This window comes from Dryocola boscaweniae (genome assembly GCF_025215095.1).
Lineage (GTDB): Bacteria > Pseudomonadota > Gammaproteobacteria > Enterobacterales > Enterobacteriaceae > Dryocola > Dryocola boscaweniae.
This window is the reverse complement of record NZ_JALHAP010000082.1, coordinates 357,547-377,201: the sequence shown is the minus strand read 5'-3', so window position 1 is coordinate 377,201 and position 19,655 is coordinate 357,547. Positions and strand designations below refer to the sequence as shown.

At 55.7% G+C, this 19,655-nt stretch carries 16 protein-coding genes; 7 read left to right on the top strand and 9 right to left on the bottom strand.

Annotation, left to right across the window (positions count from 1 at the left end; translation table 11 throughout):
* Positions 1-56 precede the first annotated feature (56 nt).
* From MUA00_RS19165 to MUA00_RS19145, 5 genes are read left to right on the top strand one after another with little or no spacing between them, the layout of a single operon-like run.
* Positions 57-1,304, top strand: coding sequence for an MFS transporter (locus MUA00_RS19165; RefSeq protein ID WP_271124584.1), 1,248 nt, complete (start codon positions 57-59; stop codon positions 1,302-1,304).
* Positions 1,294-2,382 carry a Gfo/Idh/MocA family protein gene (locus MUA00_RS19160; RefSeq protein WP_271124583.1) on the top strand — a complete coding sequence of 363 codons (1,089 nt, stop codon included), beginning with the start codon at positions 1,294-1,296 and terminating at the stop codon, positions 2,380-2,382. The genes MUA00_RS19165 and MUA00_RS19160 overlap by 11 nt, the downstream gene beginning before the upstream one ends.
* A complete protein-coding gene (locus MUA00_RS19155) occupies positions 2,382-3,443 on the top strand; it encodes a sugar phosphate isomerase/epimerase family protein (RefSeq protein WP_271124582.1) in 1,062 nt (353 codons plus the stop codon). Before MUA00_RS19160 ends, MUA00_RS19155 begins: the two co-directional genes overlap by 1 nt.
* Complete coding sequence (locus tag MUA00_RS19150) at positions 3,440-4,558, top strand: Gfo/Idh/MocA family protein (protein ID WP_271124581.1); 1,119 nt, start codon at positions 3,440-3,442, stop codon at positions 4,556-4,558. The genes MUA00_RS19155 and MUA00_RS19150 overlap by 4 nt, the downstream gene beginning before the upstream one ends.
* 57 nt (positions 4,559-4,615) lie before the next feature.
* Positions 4,616-5,374 (top strand): alpha/beta fold hydrolase, encoded by a 759-nt coding sequence (locus tag MUA00_RS19145; protein ID WP_271124580.1) that lies wholly within the window; start codon positions 4,616-4,618, stop codon positions 5,372-5,374.
* Between the two features lie 55 nt (positions 5,375-5,429).
* Here MUA00_RS19145 and MUA00_RS19140 read toward each other — a convergent pair whose 3' ends face one another.
* From MUA00_RS19140 to MUA00_RS19105, 8 genes are all read right to left on the bottom strand, one after another.
* Positions 5,430-6,848 (bottom strand): L-fucose/L-arabinose isomerase family protein, encoded by a 1,419-nt coding sequence (locus MUA00_RS19140; RefSeq protein WP_271124579.1) that lies wholly within the window; start codon positions 6,846-6,848, stop codon positions 5,430-5,432.
* 20 nt (positions 6,849-6,868) lie between these two features.
* Entirely contained in the window at positions 6,869-8,356 is a 1,488-nt protein-coding gene (locus MUA00_RS19135; RefSeq protein ID WP_271124578.1) for an FGGY family carbohydrate kinase, read from the bottom strand.
* Between the two features lie 2 nt (positions 8,357-8,358).
* On the bottom strand, positions 8,359-9,303 hold the full coding sequence (locus tag MUA00_RS19130) for a transketolase family protein (protein ID WP_271124577.1): 945 nt from the start codon (positions 9,301-9,303) through the stop codon (positions 8,359-8,361).
* Complete coding sequence (locus tag MUA00_RS19125) at positions 9,296-10,126, bottom strand: transketolase (RefSeq protein ID WP_271124576.1); 831 nt, start codon at positions 10,124-10,126, stop codon at positions 9,296-9,298. Before MUA00_RS19125 ends, MUA00_RS19130 begins: the two co-directional genes overlap by 8 nt.
* 87 nt (positions 10,127-10,213) lie before the next feature.
* Positions 10,214-11,314 (bottom strand): ABC transporter permease, encoded by a 1,101-nt coding sequence (locus MUA00_RS19120; protein ID WP_271124575.1) that lies wholly within the window; start codon positions 11,312-11,314, stop codon positions 10,214-10,216.
* Position 11,315: 1 nt separating this feature from the next.
* Positions 11,316-12,833, bottom strand: coding sequence for a sugar ABC transporter ATP-binding protein (locus MUA00_RS19115; protein WP_271124574.1), 1,518 nt, complete (start codon positions 12,831-12,833; stop codon positions 11,316-11,318).
* The gene (locus tag MUA00_RS19110; protein WP_271124573.1) at positions 12,833-13,435 is read right to left on the bottom strand and encodes a DUF2291 family protein; all 603 of its coding nucleotides are present in this window, start codon (positions 13,433-13,435) and stop codon (positions 12,833-12,835) included. Before MUA00_RS19110 ends, MUA00_RS19115 begins: the two co-directional genes overlap by 1 nt.
* Before the next feature lie 13 nt (positions 13,436-13,448).
* The gene (locus MUA00_RS19105) at positions 13,449-14,390 is read right to left on the bottom strand and encodes a D-ribose ABC transporter substrate-binding protein (protein ID WP_271124572.1); all 942 of its coding nucleotides are present in this window, start codon (positions 14,388-14,390) and stop codon (positions 13,449-13,451) included.
* A 208-nt stretch (positions 14,391-14,598) separates the two neighbouring features.
* Here MUA00_RS19105 and MUA00_RS19100 point away from each other — a divergent pair, with 208 nt between their 5' ends.
* Together MUA00_RS19100 and aldA are read left to right on the top strand one after the other, a co-directional pair.
* Positions 14,599-15,543, top strand: a complete 945-nt coding sequence (locus MUA00_RS19100) for a sugar-binding transcriptional regulator (protein WP_271124571.1) — start codon at positions 14,599-14,601, stop codon at positions 15,541-15,543.
* A 220-nt stretch (positions 15,544-15,763) separates the two neighbouring features.
* Positions 15,764-17,203: an aldehyde dehydrogenase gene (aldA, locus tag MUA00_RS19095; protein WP_271124570.1), complete on the top strand. Its 1,440-nt coding sequence runs from the start codon at positions 15,764-15,766 to the stop codon at positions 17,201-17,203.
* 52 nt (positions 17,204-17,255) lie between these two features.
* Here aldA and MUA00_RS19090 read toward each other — a convergent pair whose 3' ends face one another.
* Positions 17,256-19,445, bottom strand: coding sequence for a TonB-dependent siderophore receptor (locus MUA00_RS19090; protein WP_271124569.1), 2,190 nt, complete (start codon positions 19,443-19,445; stop codon positions 17,256-17,258).
* Positions 19,446-19,655 lie beyond the last annotated feature (210 nt).

Below are 19,655 nucleotides of genomic sequence, written 5' to 3'. Positions count from 1 at the left end.
ATCGATTACAAAAATAAACCCTTACCCTTAAATCAATACTCTGTCGCGGAGGATTTATGTCTTCTCACTCAGCCGTTGGGGCCCAGGTAATCACCCATAAATGGGTTATTCCCCGCCTGTCGTTAATGATGTTTCTTGAGTTTTTCGTCTGGGGGGCCTGGTACGTTACGTTGGGCGTCGTCATGGGCAAGTATGGCCTGAGCGCGGTAATCGGCGACGCGTACTCCACCGGACCTATCGCTTCAATCCTCTCGCCGTTTGTGCTGGGCATGCTGGTAGACCGTTTCTTTGCCTCGCAAAAAGTGCTTGGCGTGTTGCATCTGGTCGGGGCGGCGCTGTTGTGGTGGCTGCCGACTCTGTTCGAAAGCGGACAAACCGGCCTGCTGTGGGTGGTGTTTGCCTACATGCTTTGCTACATGCCAACCATTGCGCTTAGCAACAACGTGGCGTTCCATAGCCTTGCGAACAGCGAGAAAGGCTTCCCGATTGTTCGCGCTTTCGGCACCATCGGCTGGATTGTTGCGGGCTTAATCGTCGGGATGAGCGGGCTTTCTGACAGCACCGGTATCTTCACCATGGCGGCGATTGCGTCGGTCGTGCTTGGCATTTACAGCTTCACGTTGCCTAACACGCCAGCGCCGGATCGCGGTAAGCCGCTTTCCATGCGCGATCTGCTGTGCGCCGATGCCTTTGCCTTGCTCAAACAGCGTCACTTTATGGTATTCATCATCTGCGCCACGCTGATTTCGATCCCTCTTGCCGCCTATTATGCTTACGCTGCGCCGTTTATCTCCGCGCTGGGCTTTGAAAACGTCAGCGGCGTAATGGCCTTCGGGCAGATGTCCGAACTGCTGTTTATGCTGCTGATCCCGTTCTTCTTCCGCCGCCTGGGCATCAAAATGATGCTGCTGATTGGCATGCTGGCATGGTTCGCCCGTTACGCCATGTTCGCGCTGAGCATCGCGGAAGAAACCCGCTGGATGATTTACATCGGCATTATTCTGCACGGGGTGTGCTACGACTTCTTCTTCGTTATCGGCTTTATCTACACCGATAAGGTGGCGGGCAACAAAGTGAAAGGCCAGGCGCAGAGTCTGCTGGTGCTGTTCACCTACGGGCTGGGGATGCTTATCGGGTCGCAAATCAGCGGCGCGGTATTCAACCGTTCGGTCACCGCCCAGGGCGCCGAGGCGCTGGTGCAGTGGCAGCAGTTCTGGTGGCTGCCGGCTATTGCCGCCGTGATTATTGCCGCCATCTTCTTCTTCACCTTCAACTACAAAGAAGGGGCGCAGGATGGCCGATAGGGCACTGCGGGTGCTGGTTGTGGGCTGTGGCAATATGGGCGCAGCTCACGCTCAGGCTTATGAAGCGCTGCCAGAATTTTCGCTCTGCGGGCTGGTTGCCCGCGGGGCGTCTAAAGACCGCCTGAAAGCGCAGCTTGGCGAGAACATTCCGCTGTTTAACGAAATGCAGGATGCCATTAAGCAAACCCGTCCGGATGCGGTTTGTATCGCCACCTGGCCCGACACCCACGAAGTTTTAGCCCTGACCGCGCTTGCCGCAGGCTGCCATGTGTTTCTGGAAAAACCTCTCGCCACCACCGTTTCCGGCGCGAAGCGCGTGGCGGCCACGGCGCAGCTTGCGGGCAAACAGCTTGTGGTGGGCTATATCCTGCGGCATCACCCGGTCTGGCAGCAGTTTATTCATCTGGCGCAAAACCTCGGTAAACCGCTGGCGATGCGTATGAACCTCAATCAGCAAAGCTCCGCCAGTCACTGGCACACCCACAAAATGCTGATGCAGTCGCTTTCGCCAATTGTGGACTGCGGCGTGCATTACCTGGACGTGATGTGCCAGATGACCCGGGCAAGCCCGCTTTCCGTGAGTGCGATTGGCGTGCGGTTAAGCGATGAAATTGCTCCGCAGCAGTACAACTACGGCCAGCTTCAGGTCCGTTTCGACGACGGCTCTGTTGGCTGGTACGAAGCAGGCTGGGGCCCGATGATGAGCCAGACGGCGTTCTTTATCAAAGACGTTATCGGACCAAAAGGGTCGGCCTCCATTGTGGCGCGCGAAGCGGGCGGCGAAGGGCAATCCGCGAGCGTTGAAGCGCACACGCGAACCGAATCTCTGCGCTTACATCATGCACAGCTCAACGAGCAGGGCGAGTTTGCGCATCAGGACGAATGGATAATCGCTGCAGATGAACCCGACCACTTCGCCCTGTGTCGTCTCGAACAGCAGTTTTTTGCGCGTTCTATTCTGGAAAACAGCGACCTGACGCTGCATCAGCAGCAGGCGATTGAAAGCCTGGCCGTCGTGCTGGCGGCCGATATCGCGGTTCGCGAGCAGCGGATGGTTAACATTAAGGAGGTGTTGTAATGAAAACCCTGAAAGGGCCATCCCTTTTTCTTTCCCAGTTTATCGGTGAGCAGCCGCCGTTTAACTCGCTGGATACGCTGGCGGCATGGGCGGCCGGTCTGGGCTATAAAGCGGTGCAAATCCCGACTCACTTACCGCACATTTTCGACCTGCGCAAAGCGGCGGAAAGCCAGGATTACTGCGCTGAAATCAGCGGGAAACTTGCAAATTTTGGCCTGCAAGTCAGCGAGCTTTCTACCCATTTGCAGGGGCAGCTAATTGCCGTACATCCCGCCTATGACGCGGCTTTTGCCGGATTCGCACCGCCTGAACTTGCGCACGATGCGCGCGCCCGCCAGCAATGGGGCGTTGATAGCCTGAAACAGGCGGCGCGTGCATCGCAAAATCTGGGGCTTAACGCCCACGCAACCTTTTCCGGCGCGCTGGCCTGGCCGTACTTTTATCCGTGGCCGCCGCGTAATGCGGCGCTTATCGACGAAGCCTTTAAGGAGCTGGCAAAACGCTGGCGGCCGGTGCTGGACAGCTTTGATAATGCAGGCGTAGACGTTTGTTTCGAGCTGCATCCCGGCGAAGATTTGCATGATGGCGTCACCTTTGAACGTTTTCTTGCCCTCGTTGATAACCATCCACGCTGCAACATTCTTTACGACCCGAGCCATATGCTGCTGCAGCACATGGATTACCTCGGTTTTATCGATCTCTATCATTCGCGAATTAAAGCCTTCCACGTTAAAGACGCTGAGTTTCAACGCTCGGCGAAAAGCGGCGTTTATGCCGGTTTCCAGCCGTGGCTCGAACGGCCGGGGCGTTTCCGTTCGCTGGGCGACGGGCAGGTCGATTTCAAAGGCATTTTCAGCAGGCTTGCGCAGTACGACTACGCCGGGTGGGCTACGCTTGAGTGGGAGTGCTGTCTGAAATCGGGGGAAGCGGGCGCGCGCGAAGGGGCGAAATTTATCGCCGAACATATCATCCCCGTGGCCGATTATGCTTTCGATGATTTCGCCCAGCACGAGAGCGAAGGGTCGGCGGTACGTAAAATGCTTGGGCTGGAGGGGGAATGATGAAACGCATTCGGTTAGGCATGGTGGGCGGTGGCGAAGGCTCATTTATCGGCGGCGTGCACCGCATTGCCGCTCGTCTTGACGATCAATTTGAACTTGTCGCCGGGGCTTTTTCGTCCTCGCCTGAAGTCGCAAAGCGCAGCGGCGATTCGCTGTTTGTCGCCCCAGAACGCAGTTATGCAAGCTGGCAAGAGATGGCGGAGCAGGAAGCCGCGCGGCCAGACGGCATTGAAGCGGTGGCGATAGTCACGCCGAACTTTTTACACGTGCCCATCGCCAAAGCCTTTCTGGAAAAAAAGATCCACGTAATCTGCGACAAACCGCTGGGCATTTCGCTTGCCGAGGGGAAAGAGCTGGCGGCTTTGCTGAACGCATCCGGCCGCCATTTTATTTTGACGCATAACTACAGCGCGTTGCCGATGGTACGCGAGGCGCGAGCGCGCATTGCGAACAGCGAAATTGGCGATATCCGCAATGTGGAAGTGGAGTATTTGCAGGGCTGGCTGAACGACCGGCTGGAGCTGACGGATAACAAACAGGCGAGCTGGCGCGGTAAAGCGCAGTTCGCCGGGGCTGGCGCGATCGGCGATATCGGCACCCACGCCTGGCAACTGGCAGCCTTCGTCACGGGCATGGAACCAGAGTCGATTCGCGGCGAATTGCTCACGCGCATTGAAGGCCGCGAGCTGGACGACGAAGTTTACGCCGAAATGCGCTATGCCAACGGAGCCCGGGGGCGGCTTTGGGCAAGCCAGGTGGCGCCCGGCTATGAAAACGATCTGCGATTGCGCATTGTGGGCAGCCGGGGAAGCATCTGTTTCCGACAGCAACAGCCTGAAATGCTTGAGATTCACCCCTTGCACGGCAATAGTTACGTTGTCACGCGAAACGGGGTCAATAACCATGATTCCATTCGCCATCAGTGCCGCACGCCAGCCGGACACCCGGAAGGTTATCTGGAAGGTTTCGCGCAAATTTACCGTGAGGCTGCGGTTAAAATCCGCGGCGGCAACGCGCCGCTATTACCTGGCATCGTTGAAGGATTATCCGGCATGCGCTTTATTGAAACGCTGCGCGCCAGCAGCGATCGGGGCGGCGAGTGGATGGCCTGGTAGGCAATTCTGAAAGAGGCTGTATATAATTACAGCCATCATCCTCTGAAAGGAATCGTCATGCAGAGTTTTATTTCCCGTCATGCCCGGTGCCGGGTTCGCTACCATGATTTGCCCGGCGGCGGCGTGCCTTTATTGTTTATTCATGGTTTGGGCTGCGCCTCTTCTTATGAATATCCTCGCGTCTTTGCCGACCCGGCGTTTGGCAACCGGCGCAGCGTGCTGATCGACTTACCCGGCTGCGGATTCAGCGAAAAACCAGAAGATTACACGTACAGCACGACCGATCAGGCGCTGGTCATTGCCGAACTGGTTGAACACCTGGGTTTGCACCGTTTTTATCTTTACGGTCACAGCATGGGCGGCAGTATTGCCATCGAAGTCGCGGCGTTGATGACTGCAAAAATCGCCGGTCTGATTGTCTCGGAGCCTAACTTTCAGGCCGGAGGCGGCATGTTTAGCCGCGGCATTGCCGGGCAAGACGAAAGCGCCTTTGTGAACCTGGGTTATGACGCCCTGATCGCCGCTGAACAGTCGCCCTGGAGCGGAAGTTTACTCAGTAACGCGCCTTACGCGCTGTGGCGCGGCGCGAGCAGCCTGGTAAAAGGCGTGGAGCCATCCTGGTTTGAGACATTCACCGCTATCCAACTGCCGAAATCGCTCATTTTTGGCGAGAAAACCTTACCGGATGCGGATTTCACCGCCGTACAGGCAACAGGAATAAACACGATTATTATCCCAAATGCTGGCCACTCCATGTCGTGGGAAAATCCCGCAGGCCTTGCCCGCGCTCTGGCAAACTTTTGCGGCAATCACTGAGTAATAGAAGCGGATAAAAAACCGCGGCAAATGTTATTACCGCGGTTTTCAGGTCTTAGCGGTGCAGATAACAATTCACGCCGAGGTATTTACTGAAGGCTTCCTGCAGCACGGCTCCGGTAGCCGAATGGTTCATGGCAACATGATGTTCAAAGCCGTTGTTGCAAATCCATGCAAGCAAATTTTCCAGATGCGGGACTTCAATAACGGCGCGGCAGCCCACGGTATCAAGCGGGTCGTCCACCGACTGGCCTTCTCCCACGTAAGCTTTCACTTCTCCGGTAAAATCGTCTGATGAAAGGCGGAAGTAGGTAAGCGGCCCGCTTTTCATTCGGCCGTGCACGGCGCCGCAGGTGTTTTCCTTGCCTACCGTCGTGCCAATAATATCGGCGGTGCCCATGGACGGTGACTCCAGGCTGCTGCTGGCAAAGTTGCCGCAGTGGAACAGCACGCATTTATTGCGATCGTCGCCAAAGTTATTATTCCAGTCGGCGATGGAGGCCGGGCTCAGCGAGCAACTGGCAAGCGCGTACATCGAAAGCGCTCCCATCACGTCCACTTCACAGGCGCTTGGCATTAACTGCCCGGACATCACGCTCATGATTGAACACACGTTAATGCCGAGGTTTTCCTGAAGCGAGGTCCAGCACTGGATAGCCGTGGTATCAATGTCGTTTGCGACTATCCATTCGCTTATCACCACAAACAGTTTCGCCATAGTGGTGAGTTTATCGGCCGGAATAGCGCTGGCATCGGCATTTTCCAGCAGCAGCCCGCGCTTTTCATTGACGCGCAGATCGCCGTCGCTGATGTGTTTAATGCGGGTAAATATTTCAGAAAGATCGAGGGTTTCTACCGCCACGCCCATTTTTTCAAGCAGCTTTTCGCTGTAGCGCACGGTGTTAAAGCTGGCGGGCCGCGCGCCGATGGCGCCGATGCGCACGCCCTGCATGGATTTCACCACCCGACAAATCTGGGTGAAGCGTTGCAAATCGGCTGCGAAAACGTCGCCATCTAACGCGCAGACGTGCTGGCTGGTTAGCGTAAACGGGATGCCGTACTGGCGCAGGTTGTTGCACAGCGAAATTTTGCCGCAAAAGCTGTCGCGGCGGGTTGCCAGCCCCATCTTATCCAGATTATCTTCCTGCGCCTGAACCAGCACCGGCACGTTCAGGCCGGACAAACGAATCGCCTCGGCAACCGCTTTTTCATCGCCGAAGTTTGGCAGTAAAACCACGACGCCGTGAATGTCATCGCGATGCCTGCGAAAGAGCTCGGCGCAAATTTTTGCATCCTGACGGGTTTCCACGCCGCCAAGATGAGTTTGACCGTCTTCTAACATAACGGTGTTGATCCCGAGATTTGCAAACAGAACCTGCGCTTGTTCACGCGCTTCGGCGACTAAATAGCTCGGGAAAAAACCACGGTTTCCAATAATGACGCCGAAGGTTAATTGTTGTGGGATACGAGACATGGCTTCACTCCAGTAAAAGGTTATTTGGGCTGAAAGCGGCAGCGAGCCACGGCTTCGAGCCACTGTTTATAGTTGTCATGCATTTTTTGTTGCTGGTCGCTGCGCGGGAGCAAACGCTCGCCGCAGGTCGCAAGCGATACGGGCACCTGTCCGTCCTGCCACCAGCCGAGAACTTTTCCCGCCAGCAAGGCGGCTCCTAATGCGGATACTTCTGCGGCAGGCTGGATAATCAAAGGACGCTGTAGCAAATCGGCCTGAAACTGCATCAGCCAGCGATTTTTGGTGGCGGTGCCATCTACACAAAGGGAGTCGAGGCGCGTACCGCTGGCCTGTTCCATGGCGAAGAATACGTCCGCAATCTGGTAAGCCACCGACTCCAGTGCGGCTCGCGCCAGCACGGCGGGCGTTGCCGCATCGGTTAAACCGCAAAGCATGCCGCGCGCCTGCAAATCCCACCACGGAGCGCCCAGGCCAGAAAGCGCAGGGACGTAATAAACGCCCTGGTTTCCCTCCACCGACTGCGCAAGTTCGGTGAGCTCGGTCGGCGAGCTTGCGCCCAGCATTTTGCCAAGCCAGGCGGCGCCCGAACCGGTGTGGGTAATATTGCCTTCCAGGGCGTAATTCAGTTCGCCGTCATGCCAGGCAAGCGTGGTGCTTAGCTGACCGGCGGCGACAGGCTCAGGTACTGACAGCATTAATGAAGAACCGGTGCCGTAGGTGGCTTTCACTACGTTTCCACAGGCGAAACGCTGCGCGTAGAGCGCGGCATGTGAATCGCCAATCAGCGCCAGAATCGGCGTTCCGGGCGGTAATCCGGCAATGGAAGATATGCGCGTTTCGCCATGTTTGCAGGCCGATGAGCGGACCTGCGCCAGCGCCGCACGGGGAATACCGAACAGGGCCAGCAGCTCCTCATCCCACTCGCCGCGATAAATATTGAATAGCTGCGTGCGGGAAGCATTGGAAAAATCCGTGGTAAACGCCTGCCCGTCGGTAAGCTGCCAGTTAAGCCAGCTATCGATTGTACCGATGCACAGTTCGCCTTGCTCAGCGCGCTGTATCCCGTTTGGGATCGTATCGAGCAGGGCGCGGATCTTCGCCGCCGGGAAGAGGGGATCGACAGGCAAACCGGTAAGACGAGTGATAAGTTCGCCGTATCCCTGCGCCAGCAACTGCTGGCAACGCGCTTCGGATCTTCTGTCCTGCCAGCTCACCACCGGCGTTAGCGGTTTACCGTCGCTTCGCTGCCAGATAAGAACGGATTCACGTTGATTGCTGATGGCAATGCCCGCAATCTCAACCGCTTCAAGCTGCCGCAGGCAACCGGTTATCGCCTCGCAGACGGCTTGCCAGAGGGCGAGCGGATCCTGTTCGGCAAGCCCGGGAGCCGGATGGTGCATCGCCACACTGACTCCGCAACGGGCGGCTATTTGCCCGTCACGTTCCACCGCCACGACTTTGGCGTTGGTTGTTCCCTCATCAATAGCCAGGATAATCGGGCTGGACATGGTTATGCTCCTTTACAAAGCGCAGCCGCGTTTCGTACCACACCTGCCGCATCAATACCGTGATGCGCCCGCATATCCTTGCGGTCTGCGGCAATTGCATAGCTTCCGTCGGCAATTCCCGACCTGATCAGGGGGATTGCACAACCCGCTTCGGCCAGCACTTCAGCAACCAGGCTGCCTACGCCGCCGTTAACGTTGTGCTCTTCAACCGTCAGCACCGCGCGGGATTGTTTCAGCACGGCCAGCAGCCGTGCCGTATCGCACGGGCGAACAGAAGAGACGCTGATAACGGCAGCATTAATGCCCCGGTCGGCAAGCTCGGCGGCGGCGCTGACAATTTCGTGAACGGTTGAGCCCATGGCGACCAGCGCGATATCTTCCCCTTCGCGCAGCACGTCAATCGCGCCGGGGGTGAAGCGATAGCCGGCATCGTGAAGTTCCGGAAGCGCTTTGCCGTCAAGGCGGATATAAACCGGCCCGACATGTTCGAGCGCATAGTCGATAATCTGACGGCATTCTATCGGGCAGCACGGGGCGTAAATTTCAATGTTGCCAAAGCCGCGCAGCACGGCGATATCGTCAATGCTGTGGTGCGTGCTGGCGAGCGGGCCGTAGCTTGCGCCGGAATTCAGGCCGAACAGTTTGACGTTGCTGTTGTTGTAGCAAACGTCCACTTTGATCTGCTCGTTGGCCCGCGAGATTAAAAACGGCGCCGCGTTACAGGTCACGGCTATTTTTCCTCCCATTGAAAGGCCTACCGCCGTGCCGACCAGCGTTTGCTCAGCAATGCCCACGTTCACCAGCCTGCCGGGGAACTGTTTGATAAAAGGTGAAATTTTCGCCGTGGAGGTGGAATCCGCCACTACCGGCACCAGATCCACGCCGCGTTCGACGGCGTCAATAAAGGCATTCACCATGACGGTGGCCAGATGTTCGCTATTACTCATCTTTCAGTTCCTCCAGTGCCAGTTCCACTTCATCGCCTTTTGGCACCCGGTGATGCCATTCTGCCCGCCCTTGTATAAAGGAAATGCCTGCGCCTTTGGTGGTGTTCGCGATAATCACCTGTGGCTTGCCGTTGGGCTGTAATCCTTCCAGAGTGGCGACAACTTCCTGCATGCTGTTACCGTTGCACTGGGCAACCTCCATCCCAAACGCACGCCATTTTTCATCCAGCGGATCGGTATTGAGGATCTCTTTGGTTGCCCCGGCTAACTGCAGATTATTTTTGTCGTTAATGATAATCAGGTTGTCGAGCTGGTAGTGGGCGGCAACGAGCGCTGCCTCCCAGTTGCTGCCTTCTGCCAGCTCTCCGTCGCCCGTCACCACAAAAACCCGGCGTTTGCTGTTGCTGCGTTTTGCCGCAAGGGCGATACCCACGGCGACAGGCAGACCATGCCCGAGCGCGCCGGTGTTCAGCTCCACCCCTGGGGTTTTGTGTTTCACCGGGTGGCCGGGCAGGTGGGAGTCGGCGTGTTGATAGGTGGGCAGCCATGACTCGGGAATAAACCCGGCCTCCGCCAGGACACAGTAATAGCCGCCCACCGCGTGGCCTTTTGACTGGATATAGATATCCCGTTCGTTATCGTTAATCAGCTCAGGCGAGCAGTTCAGCACCCGAAAATAAAGCGCCGTCAGAATTTCAACCTGCGACAGGTCGGCCCCGGTATGCCCGCCAGCCGGGCTATTGGCGTTGAGCAGAATGATGCGGCGACGGATGGCGCGCGCGCGCTTTTCGAGATCCGTAACGGACAGTGAAAACGGATTCATAACCTTACCTCTTGCATTAAAAATCAGTGATGAATATTTATTCCATAAGGCCAAAAAAAAGCGCATACGGGTATGAAAGGGCGAGCATCAAATTTTCCCGCCGCTTTCCATAAGGCTTTTTTGCGCCACCACCGCTGCCTTTTGCTGCATGCGGTTTTGCATCTGGTCAATAATCACCGCGACGATGATTACGATGCCTTTAATCACCATTTGCCAGAATTCACTGACGCCCATCATGACCAGCCCGTCGGCCAGAAAACCGATCACAAAGGCGCCGACCAGCGTGCCGAGAATAGTGCCGCGTCCACCGGCAAGGGAGGTGCCGCCCAGCACCACCGCGGCTATAGCGTTCATCTCAAAAGCCGTACCGTTTGCAGGGTGGCTGGCAACAAGCTGTGCGGAGACGACAATTCCGGCAATTGCCGCGCAGAAGCCCGATAGCGTGTAAACCCAGATTTTTACCTGGCGGACTTTCACGCCGGAAAGCTCGGCGGCGCGTTCGTTATCGCCGATGGCATAAACATGGCGGCCAAAAGGAAGGCGGCGGGCGACATAAGCAATGGCAAGCGCCAGCACAATCATCATCCAGATGGCCCACGGAAGGCCGAGCAAAGTCCCGGAACCTATCAGGTCAAATCCGGTATTGCCCAGTTGCGGATTGCCGGAAAGCCCTGGGAAAGTTTCACCGCCGGAAGTCAGCATGGCCGCCCCGCGCAGGACGTACATCGTGCCAAGCGTGCAGATAAACGGCGCGACGTTATAGCGCGTGATTATCCAGCCGTTGGTCGCGCCAATCAGGCCGCCAATCAGCAGAACCAGCGGCACAATGACCCAGACGCTGGGAAAAATGGCGATGCCAAACATCGGCAGCACAATGCCTTTGGTAATCAGCCAGCCGGCTATCATGCCGCACAGGCCAAGCGTTGCCCCAATGGAGAGGTCAATCCCGGCGGTAATAATGACAAAGGTGATGCCCAGCGCCAGAAAAGCGTTGATGGCGATGTGTTTAATCATGATAACCAGGCTGCCCATGGCGAGAAAATCCGGCACCATGACGGCAAAAAAACCGACGATCAGAAACAGGGCAATAAAAGTACGCAGCTTAAGCAGAAGGAGTAGCAGATTCTCCCGCGATTTAAACGGCGACAGCGGTCTGGCGGTGAGCGCGACTGCATCATTCGTTTTCATATCAGAACCCTTGTGCACTAGCGGAAACTAACGCCGATTCTTCGGCATGTTCACGGAGAAGATTGGCGGTGATTTTGCCGCCGGACATCACCAGAATACGGTCGGACACCGCCATGATTTCTTTCAGATCGGAAGTCGAAAAAACCACCGCAATGCCTTGCCCGGACAACTGCACCATCATGCGGAATACATCCGCTTTCGCCCCCACGTCGATACCGCGGGTCGGCTCATCAAGCAAAAGCAGTTTTGGGTTAGTCAGCAGCGAACGTCCAATAACCACTTTTTGTTGATTACCGCCGCTTAGCGCCTGGATCTCCACCTCCGGGGATGACACTTTTATCGACAGATTGCCGATGGTGCTTGCCACTACGGCACTTTCCTCCGTCCGGGAAATGGTCAGCCCGCGCTGCAAGCGCCGCCATAAACTGGCGATCGTCAGGTTGCCCGCCACGGACGATATCGGGAAGATACCGGTACGTTTGCGATCTTCCGGCACCAGGCTCATGCCCATACGAATGCGCTCTGCGGTAGCCAGGCGAGGAGGGACAGGTTTGCTGTCAAGCCAAAGCTTGCCAAGATAATTGCGCTGCGTACCCAGCAAACACTCGAAAAGTTCGGTTCTTCCGGCGCCCATCAATCCATAAATACCGACGATTTCTCCGGCCCTGACCTGGAAACTGACGTCGTCCACCACCGCATTACCGGCGGCGTTCATGCAGGTGATATGTTCTGCCTCAAGCAGCGGCATGCCGAACTGGCGGCCGGGTTCAAGGAAGCTTGAAACCGGTTCGCTGCCCAGCATTTCACGGACAATCCACGGGACATCAATATCGCTGACCTGAGCCTCAGCCTGGAATTTGCCATCGCGCAGAATAGTGATGACATCGCCAATGGCCATCAGCTCTTCGAGGCGGTGTGAGATATAGATGATGGAAACGCCCTGGCGAGTCAGCTCGCGGATCACCCGGAACAGGATGTCCACTTCGGTTTTACTCAGGGCAGAGGTCGGCTCATCAAGAATCAAAATCTCCGCGTCTTCCGCAAGCGCCCTGGCGATTTCCACCAGTTGCTGCTGGCCGACTTTGAGATTTGCGACCAGCTCTTTCGGCGAGATGGGCTGATCGAGCCGTTTGAGTAATACCGCGCTGCGCTGCTGCTGGGTTGCTTCATCAATAGGTGAAAGCCCATGCTGGAGTTCGCGCCCGAGGAAAATATTTTCCGCCACCGAAAGGTTTTCAAACAGGTTCAGCTCCTGGTGAACCATGCCGATGCCGTGTGCGGCAGCTTCCCGGGTGCTGGAGAACTTCACCGGTTTCCCGTTGAGGATAATTTCGCCCACGCTCGGTTGTTGAACCCCGGCGAGGATTTTCATCAATGTCGATTTTCCCGCGCCGTTTTCACCAATGATAACGTTCACTTTGCCGCGCCAGACGTTGTAATCCACGTTATCCAGCGCCACCGTGCCGGGAAAAAGCATCGAAATTCCGCGAGTACGCAGCACTATCGGATCTTGTTCCATTACGGCGTCTCCCGTTGCAAATCGAGCGCGGCGGCGTCGCTTAACGCGCCGTTACGCAGGGTCACCGCCATCAGCACCGTAACGGGCTGCTGCTGCCAGCTTTCATCGACGGCGGGCAAATGTTTGACCGCTTCCCGGTTATAGGCCTTTGAAAGCTGGGCGAACTGCACCTGATTGGTGAAATCCTCAAACTTGAACCCAGCCGCATCGCGGATCGCATTGCCGCGGATCATCGGCCCAACCTGAAGCTGAACCGGCCGGTCGTTGAGGGTGAATGTCACGACACGTTCCCGTTCGTTGCCGAGCTCAACTTTTTCTACGGTGCCGCGCGCTTTGACAAAGAAGCTCTCACCTTTGGCGCTTGCGGCCATGTTATGCAGGGCGCTTGCGTCCAGCGCATGGTCGCGCGCCTGCTCCATCACGCGTGTAGCCCAGGTTTGTTGCGCTATCTGCGCAGGGGTTTGGTTTGCGAAACTGGCTTTCGCATTGGGATCGGGCGGAATGACAGGTTTGCCATTTTCGTCCAGATCCACCACCCGGCAGGCAGTCAGCAACAGGGCGCTGCAACATAACAATCCAGTACCCCATTGTTTTAACGACATAGTGCCTCCGGGATCACTTATTAAGGCTGAAGGCTTTGAGCTGCGCGGCATTGCTTTCGTCAATCAGCACGCAATCCATCAACTGTTTTTCCTGCTCTTTCGCTTTACCGTTTTTCAGGAAGTAATCAGCCTGAACGACGGCCATCTGCGCCTGTTCCCAGCCCGGTTGCAGGACGGTAGCTTTGATGTTGCTTTTCGCGGTGATGGAGTCACGAACGTAATCACTGCCGTCAAATCCGACAACGATGACGTTGGTTTTACCGGCGGCTTTCAGCGCCGCTTCTGCGCCCAGCGCCATCGTGTCGTTACCGGAGATAACGCCAACGATATCCGGCTGGGTTTGCAGGATGGCTTCCATACGGTTGAACGCTTCGGTCTGGCTCCAGTTCGCTGTTTGCTGGGCCACCATTTTCATTTCCGGATAGTCGTCCAGGACATCGTGGTAACCCTGCGAGCGCACGTGGGCGTTGGTATCGGACTGACGGCCCAGCAGCTCCACGTACTTGCCTTTGCCATCAAGCAATTTGGCGAATTTTTCCGCGCCAAGCTGCGCGCCCTGGTAGTTATTGGAAACGATTTGCGCCACGGCAATGCCGGTTTTATTGATTTCTCTGTCGATAAGAAAAGCAGGCACGCCTGCGGTTTTTGCTTTTTCCAGCGGGCCTACGGTGGCGTCTGCGCCGGCGTTATCAAGGATGATGGCTTTGGCTTTACGGGCAATAGCGGTTTCAATCAGTTGATTTTGCTTGTTCACATCGTCGTCATGTGAGGCGACAAGCGTGGTGTAGCCCAGCTCCTTCGCTTTCGCGGCGGCGCCGTCGGCTTCCGCCTTAAAGAACGGGTTGTCGTGAGAAGGGGTAATAATGGCTATCAGTCCGTTATCCGCCGCATACAGCGAGGCAGAAGAGGCCAGCATGGCCGCCAACAACGAAGTTTTCAGTAGGGTACGGTTCATTTTTATCTCCACATTGAATATATATTCAAGCATGATTTATTATTCAATGTAACGATATGCTCCGTTTCCGGATCTGTCCATGCGGAATTTATGGAAATGATGAAAAGGCGAATGCGATCACAAATTGCTCGTTAAAGCGTCAAAAAGAGCCCTCGCTTGTTATTTATTCAAAGTTGAATAAAAATACAGGGGTCACCGAGGAGGCGCTATGTCAAAGCAGGATGAGCAACGGCTGTTGGTAAAAATCGCGACGCTCTATTACGTCGAGGGCATGAAGCAATCAGAAATCGCAGGGCTGCTGAATTTGTCGCAGTCCTTTGTCTCACGCGCCATTACCCGCTGCCAGAAAGAGGGCGTGGTGAAGATAAGCGTTATCCAGCCCGCCAATATTTTTCTCTCGCTTGAACAGGCGATTGAGAAGAAATACGGCATTCGCCAGGCGGTTGTGGTGGATGTGGACGAACCCGCATCAGGGATGCAAATCAAACATGCCATCGGCAGTGCCGCAGCGCACTACGTTGAAACACGCTTGCGGGCAGACGACCTGGTTGGTATTTCCTCCTGGAGCAGCACGATTCGCGCAATGGTGGATGAACTGCATCCGCAGAGCATTAAAGCGCAGGGCGTTATTCAACTGCTGGGCGGCGTAGGGCCAAACGGAAACGTACAGGCAACGATTCTGACCCAAAACCTGGCGGCCCAGCTCGATTGCCCGGCCTGGCTATTGCCCGCCCAGAGTATTGAACATTCTGTAGAAGAGCGCGCCAGGCTGGCCGCCAGCGAAGACGTCGCCGAAGTGGTGAAAAAATTTGCTGAAGTGGATATTGCTATCGTCGGCATCGGCGAGCTGGAACCCTCGCAACTGCTGAAAAACTCCGGAAACTATTACGGAGAAAAAATGCTGCAAACGCTTGCCGGGCGCGGCGCGGTGGGGGACATCTGTCTGCATTATTTCAACGCGCAGGGCGAACCGGTGCTGAGCAAAGAAGAAGATCCGGTGATCGGCATGGAACTGAGCCAGGTCCGGGCCTGTCCGCATGTTGTTGCGCTTGCCGGCGGCAGCGACAAAGTGAATGCCATTCGTGGCGCGCTTAACGGCGGCTACATCGACGTCCTGATTACGGATTATCCGACCGCGCGCGAACTGCTCTGATCCTGCCCGTCTTGACCGTTTTACCTGCATGTCCTCTGAAACGGTCAACCTCATGTTGTTCATCTGTAAATAAATTAGCTGTTTCGCCCCCATTTTATTGAGTGCCATCACAAAACATGACCGCTTTGCCCGAATGACAACTTTTGATGCCTAAAGTGATTACAAATATTTCACCTTCACTTAACAACAGGCATTCACTCTGCACCCACAGGAGTCGGTCATGACAGCACCCGTACAGCATCCTATGTATATCAACGGTCAGTTTGTTCACTGGCAGGGCAATCAATGGATTGATGTGGTGAACCCCGCCACGGAAGAGGTGATTTCTCGTATTCCGGACGGCAGCGCACAGCAGGCTCGCGAGGCGATTGATGCCGCAGCCCTGGCGCAGGATGCCTGGGAAGCGCTACCGGCTATTGAACGTGCGGGGTGGCTGCGAAAAATTGCGGCAGGTATTCGTGAACGCGCAGCCAGCATCAGCGCGCTGATTGTGGCGGAAGGCGGTAAAACCCAACAGCTTGCTGAGGTGGAGGTAGCTTTCACGGCGGATTATCTCGACTATATGTCCGAATGGGCGCGCCGCTATGAAGGTGAAATTCTGCAAAGCGATCGTCCTGGCGAAAACATTCTGGTTTTCAAACGCGCGCTGGGTGTTACGACAGGCATTTTGCCGTGGAACTTCCCGTTCTTTCTCATCGCCCGCAAACTGGCGCCGGCTCTGGTGACCGGCAATACAATCGTCATCAAACCCAGCGAGTTCACGCCAAATAACGCCATTGCGTTTGCCGAGATTGTTCACGATATCGGCCTGCCGAAAGGCGTCTTTAACCTGGTGCTTGGCCGTGGCGAAACGGTGGGTCAGGAACTGGCGGGCAACCCGAAAGTGGCGATGGTCAGCATGACGGGCAGCGTGGCCGCCGGTGAGAAAATCATGGCTGCGGCGGCAAAAAATATCACTAAGGTTTGCCTGGAGCTGGGCGGCAAAGCGCCTGCGATTGTCATGGACGATGCCGATTTGGATATTGCGGTAAAAGCGATCGTTGACTCACGCATGATCAACACCGGGCAGGTCTGTAACTGCGCGGAACGCGTTTACGTGCAAAAGGGCATTTACGACGAATTTATTACCCGCCTGAGCGAAGCCTTTAAGCAGGTGAGCTTTGGCGATACCGGCGAACGCAACGACGTGGCGATGGGGCCATTAATCAATGCCGCAGCCCTTGAGCGGGTAGAACAGAAAGTGGCGAAAGCGGTGAGCGAAGGGGCTCGCGTGCTGACCGGCGGCAAAACGCCAGAAGGAAAAGGCTACTTCTATCCGCCAACGCTGTTGGTGGATGTGAGCCAGGAAATGGCGATCATGCACGACGAAACCTTTGGCCCGGTGCTGCCGGTTACCACTTTCGATACGCTGGAGCAGGCGGTGGCGATGGCCAACGACAGCGACTACGGGCTGACTTCATCCGTTTATACCCGCGATCTGAACACCGCCATGAAGGCGATTAAGGGCCTGAAATTTGGCGAAACCTATATTAACCGTGAGAACTTTGAAGCGATGCAGGGTTTCCATGCGGGCTGGCGTAAATCGGGTATCGGCGGGGCGGACGGGCGTCACGGACTGAACGAATACCTGCAAACGCAGATGGTTTATTTGCAGGTTTAACCGACTGATTTCCCCCTCTGGCAGAGAGGGGGAAGCCTGTGCGGTACGACTATCAGAACGACATCGTCACACCCGCATAATAAGCGCGGCCGGGTTCGTTGTATGTCGACGCTCCCTCGTTTTCGCGATAAATCTGCTTATCAAACAGGTTGCTGATGCCGGTATTGGCGCGCAGGTTTTTGGTGAGCTGATAGTTCACGCCGACGCCCACAATGGAATAAGCGCCGATTTCTTTATTAGACATCGACCCCGTTTCGTTGCGAATCTCTGCATACTGACGCGGTTTCTGACGGCCATACATCGTCCAGGTGGTATTGGCGGAAAGTTTATCCGTCACCTGCCAGTCGAGCATGGTATTCACGGTGTATTCCGGGATAATCGACAGCGGGTTGCCGGTCTTTTTGCTCTCGGATTTAATCATATAGGTGCCGTTGGTGCGCCAGCTCAGGGTATCGCGAATAATCGGCACCGTCAGGTTCGCTTCCAGGCCTTCCACTACCGCCTTACCGCCGTTTTCCCAGCGCAGGATGTTATAGCCGTTTGAGGCATAGCCGATGATGTCCGTGCCGGAAACGATTTTGTTTTTATAATCGTTTCTGAACCAGGTCACGCCCGCGTCATAACCTTCCCAGGCAAATTCAAGGCCGATTTCTTTATTCACGCTGATCTCAGGCTTCAGATCGTCATTGCCCAGTAAATAGCAGCTACCGCTCTCAATCGTATTCGGGCAACCGTTGCCGCGCGTCGCAAGCAGATAGCCTTCGCTGGATTGATACAGGTTTGGCGCTTTATAAGCGCGTGCGATACCGGCTTTTAGCTTGAAGAGATCGCCTAAGCCCTGGGAAACGTTGAGGCTTGGGCTCCAGTTGCCGCCGAACTGGTTGTGATAGTCAAAGCGCAGGCCGGGAATAATATAGGTACTTTCAGTTGCTTCGATATTATCTTCAAAATAAACGGCGCTGGTGTTGGCGCTGTTTTTAGTGCTGCGCGAGGAAGGATCGCCCGAAACGCCGCCGATATCCACGCCAGACGCGGCTGTTGCGGTCATGGAGGCCGGGTCGTTGAGCTCCTGACGTTCCCATTCCGCGCCCAGCGTGATGGTCTGATCGAACAGCAGGAACAGCGGAACGTTCACCTCGGCAGTCGAGCGGTAATCTTCAAGCCGGCTGGTGTCGTAGGCGGTGTCGTTAATCATCCCTTCAACACGGCCCGTAGAGCCTTCCTTCAGGCGCGTATTGTTGGTTTTTTCGTAATAGAAGCCCACTTTTGACTGACCCCAGTCCCAGATCCCGTTGTGCGTGATGCCGTAGTTCTGGCGGTATAAACGGTTGGTTTCCTGGCCGTAAAGCTGCTCAACCAGGCCGTTCGGGCTGAGGTTCCCGTTGCTGTATTGAGTATCCCCCGCGTAGATGTTGCCCTGGCGGCTGTAACCATATTCAAAATCGAAAATCTGCGTCGGCGTGAGTTTCCAGGACAGCAGGGCGTTAATGTCTTTGTTGCGAACGCCTTCGCGCCCGGCGGCGTAAGAGCCGTTTTGCTGGGTATTGATGTCGTATGCGTCCGCATCGGTTTTGTTGATGTTGCCATACAGGCGCATGGTCAGCGCATCGCCGGCCAGCGGGCCGCTCAGATTGAAGTTAGCGCGTCTGGTGGCGCCTTCTTTATCGTTTTCCGGCTGGTTGGTATAGAGAGACAAAGAGCCGTGCCAGTCGTTCGTCGGGCGTTTTGTAATAATATTAACCACGCCGCCTGCGGCGCCAGAACCATAACGGGCCGCCGCCGGGCCGCGAATGACTTCGATACGTTCAACCATCTCCGGTGGAACCCAGTTTGTGTCACCACGAGAATCCCTTTCGCCGCGCCAGCTATAACGCACGGAATTACGGGAAGTCACGGGGACGCCGTCAATCAAAACCAGGGTATTTTCCGGGCCCATGCCGCGAATATCGATCTGACGATTGTTGCCGCGGCTGCCGCTTGCGCTGTTGCCGGTGAGGTTAACGCCGGGCATTTTACGGATGATGTCGGAGAGGTCATTGACCGGGGGATCTTTTGCAATATCTTCGGCGGTGATGATAGATACGCCGGGCTGCTGTTTCAGTTCTTGTTCGGCGGTCGCCTGCACCACCATGGTATCGCCGCTATCAAGCAGAGCCTCTTCCGCAGCCCAAACCCCGCCGCTGCAAAGCCCCGCCAATAACATCGCCAGTCGGGTTTTTCTGTAATTGTTTTTTACATTCATGCGTAGAATTTCCATATTGTGAAACAAATTAGCGCAGGGCTCCAGATAGTAATGATAATTGTTATCATTACAACATCCGGCGCCAATCTTCATAATTTCCACACATTCCGCACACAATCTTTACGCTTAAAAATTTTTATCCATACTCATCAAAGATTTACAAAAATGATGTTTTGTTAATGATAATTATTTACTTTTGAATTCAGATAA

Bases quoted from the DNA above. Each gene is read 5' to 3' on its own strand.
- MUA00_RS19165 (WP_271124584.1), top strand. From the start codon at position 57: ATGTCTTCTCACTCAGCCGTTGGGGCCCAGGTAATCACCCATAAATGG.
- MUA00_RS19160 (WP_271124583.1), top strand. From the start codon at position 1,294: ATGGCCGATAGGGCACTGCGGGTGCTGGTTGTGGGCTGTGGCAATATG.
- MUA00_RS19155 (WP_271124582.1), top strand. From the start codon at position 2,382: ATGAAAACCCTGAAAGGGCCATCCCTTTTTCTTTCCCAGTTTATCGGT.
- MUA00_RS19150 (WP_271124581.1), top strand. From the start codon at position 3,440: ATGATGAAACGCATTCGGTTAGGCATGGTGGGCGGTGGCGAAGGCTCA.
- MUA00_RS19145 (WP_271124580.1), top strand. From the start codon at position 4,616: ATGCAGAGTTTTATTTCCCGTCATGCCCGGTGCCGGGTTCGCTACCAT.
- MUA00_RS19140 (WP_271124579.1), bottom strand. From the start codon at position 6,848: ATGTCTCGTATCCCACAACAATTAACCTTCGGCGTCATTATTGGAAAC.
- MUA00_RS19135 (WP_271124578.1), bottom strand. From the start codon at position 8,356: ATGTCCAGCCCGATTATCCTGGCTATTGATGAGGGAACAACCAACGCC.
- MUA00_RS19130 (WP_271124577.1), bottom strand. From the start codon at position 9,303: ATGAGTAATAGCGAACATCTGGCCACCGTCATGGTGAATGCCTTTATT.
- MUA00_RS19125 (WP_271124576.1), bottom strand. From the start codon at position 10,126: ATGAATCCGTTTTCACTGTCCGTTACGGATCTCGAAAAGCGCGCGCGC.
- MUA00_RS19120 (WP_271124575.1), bottom strand. From the start codon at position 11,314: ATGAAAACGAATGATGCAGTCGCGCTCACCGCCAGACCGCTGTCGCCG.
- MUA00_RS19115 (WP_271124574.1), bottom strand. From the start codon at position 12,833: ATGGAACAAGATCCGATAGTGCTGCGTACTCGCGGAATTTCGATGCTT.
- MUA00_RS19110 (WP_271124573.1), bottom strand. From the start codon at position 13,435: ATGTCGTTAAAACAATGGGGTACTGGATTGTTATGTTGCAGCGCCCTG.
- MUA00_RS19105 (WP_271124572.1), bottom strand. From the start codon at position 14,390: ATGAACCGTACCCTACTGAAAACTTCGTTGTTGGCGGCCATGCTGGCC.
- MUA00_RS19100 (WP_271124571.1), top strand. From the start codon at position 14,599: ATGTCAAAGCAGGATGAGCAACGGCTGTTGGTAAAAATCGCGACGCTC.
- aldA (WP_271124570.1), top strand. From the start codon at position 15,764: ATGACAGCACCCGTACAGCATCCTATGTATATCAACGGTCAGTTTGTT.
- MUA00_RS19090 (WP_271124569.1), bottom strand. From the start codon at position 19,445: ATGAATGTAAAAAACAATTACAGAAAAACCCGACTGGCGATGTTATTG.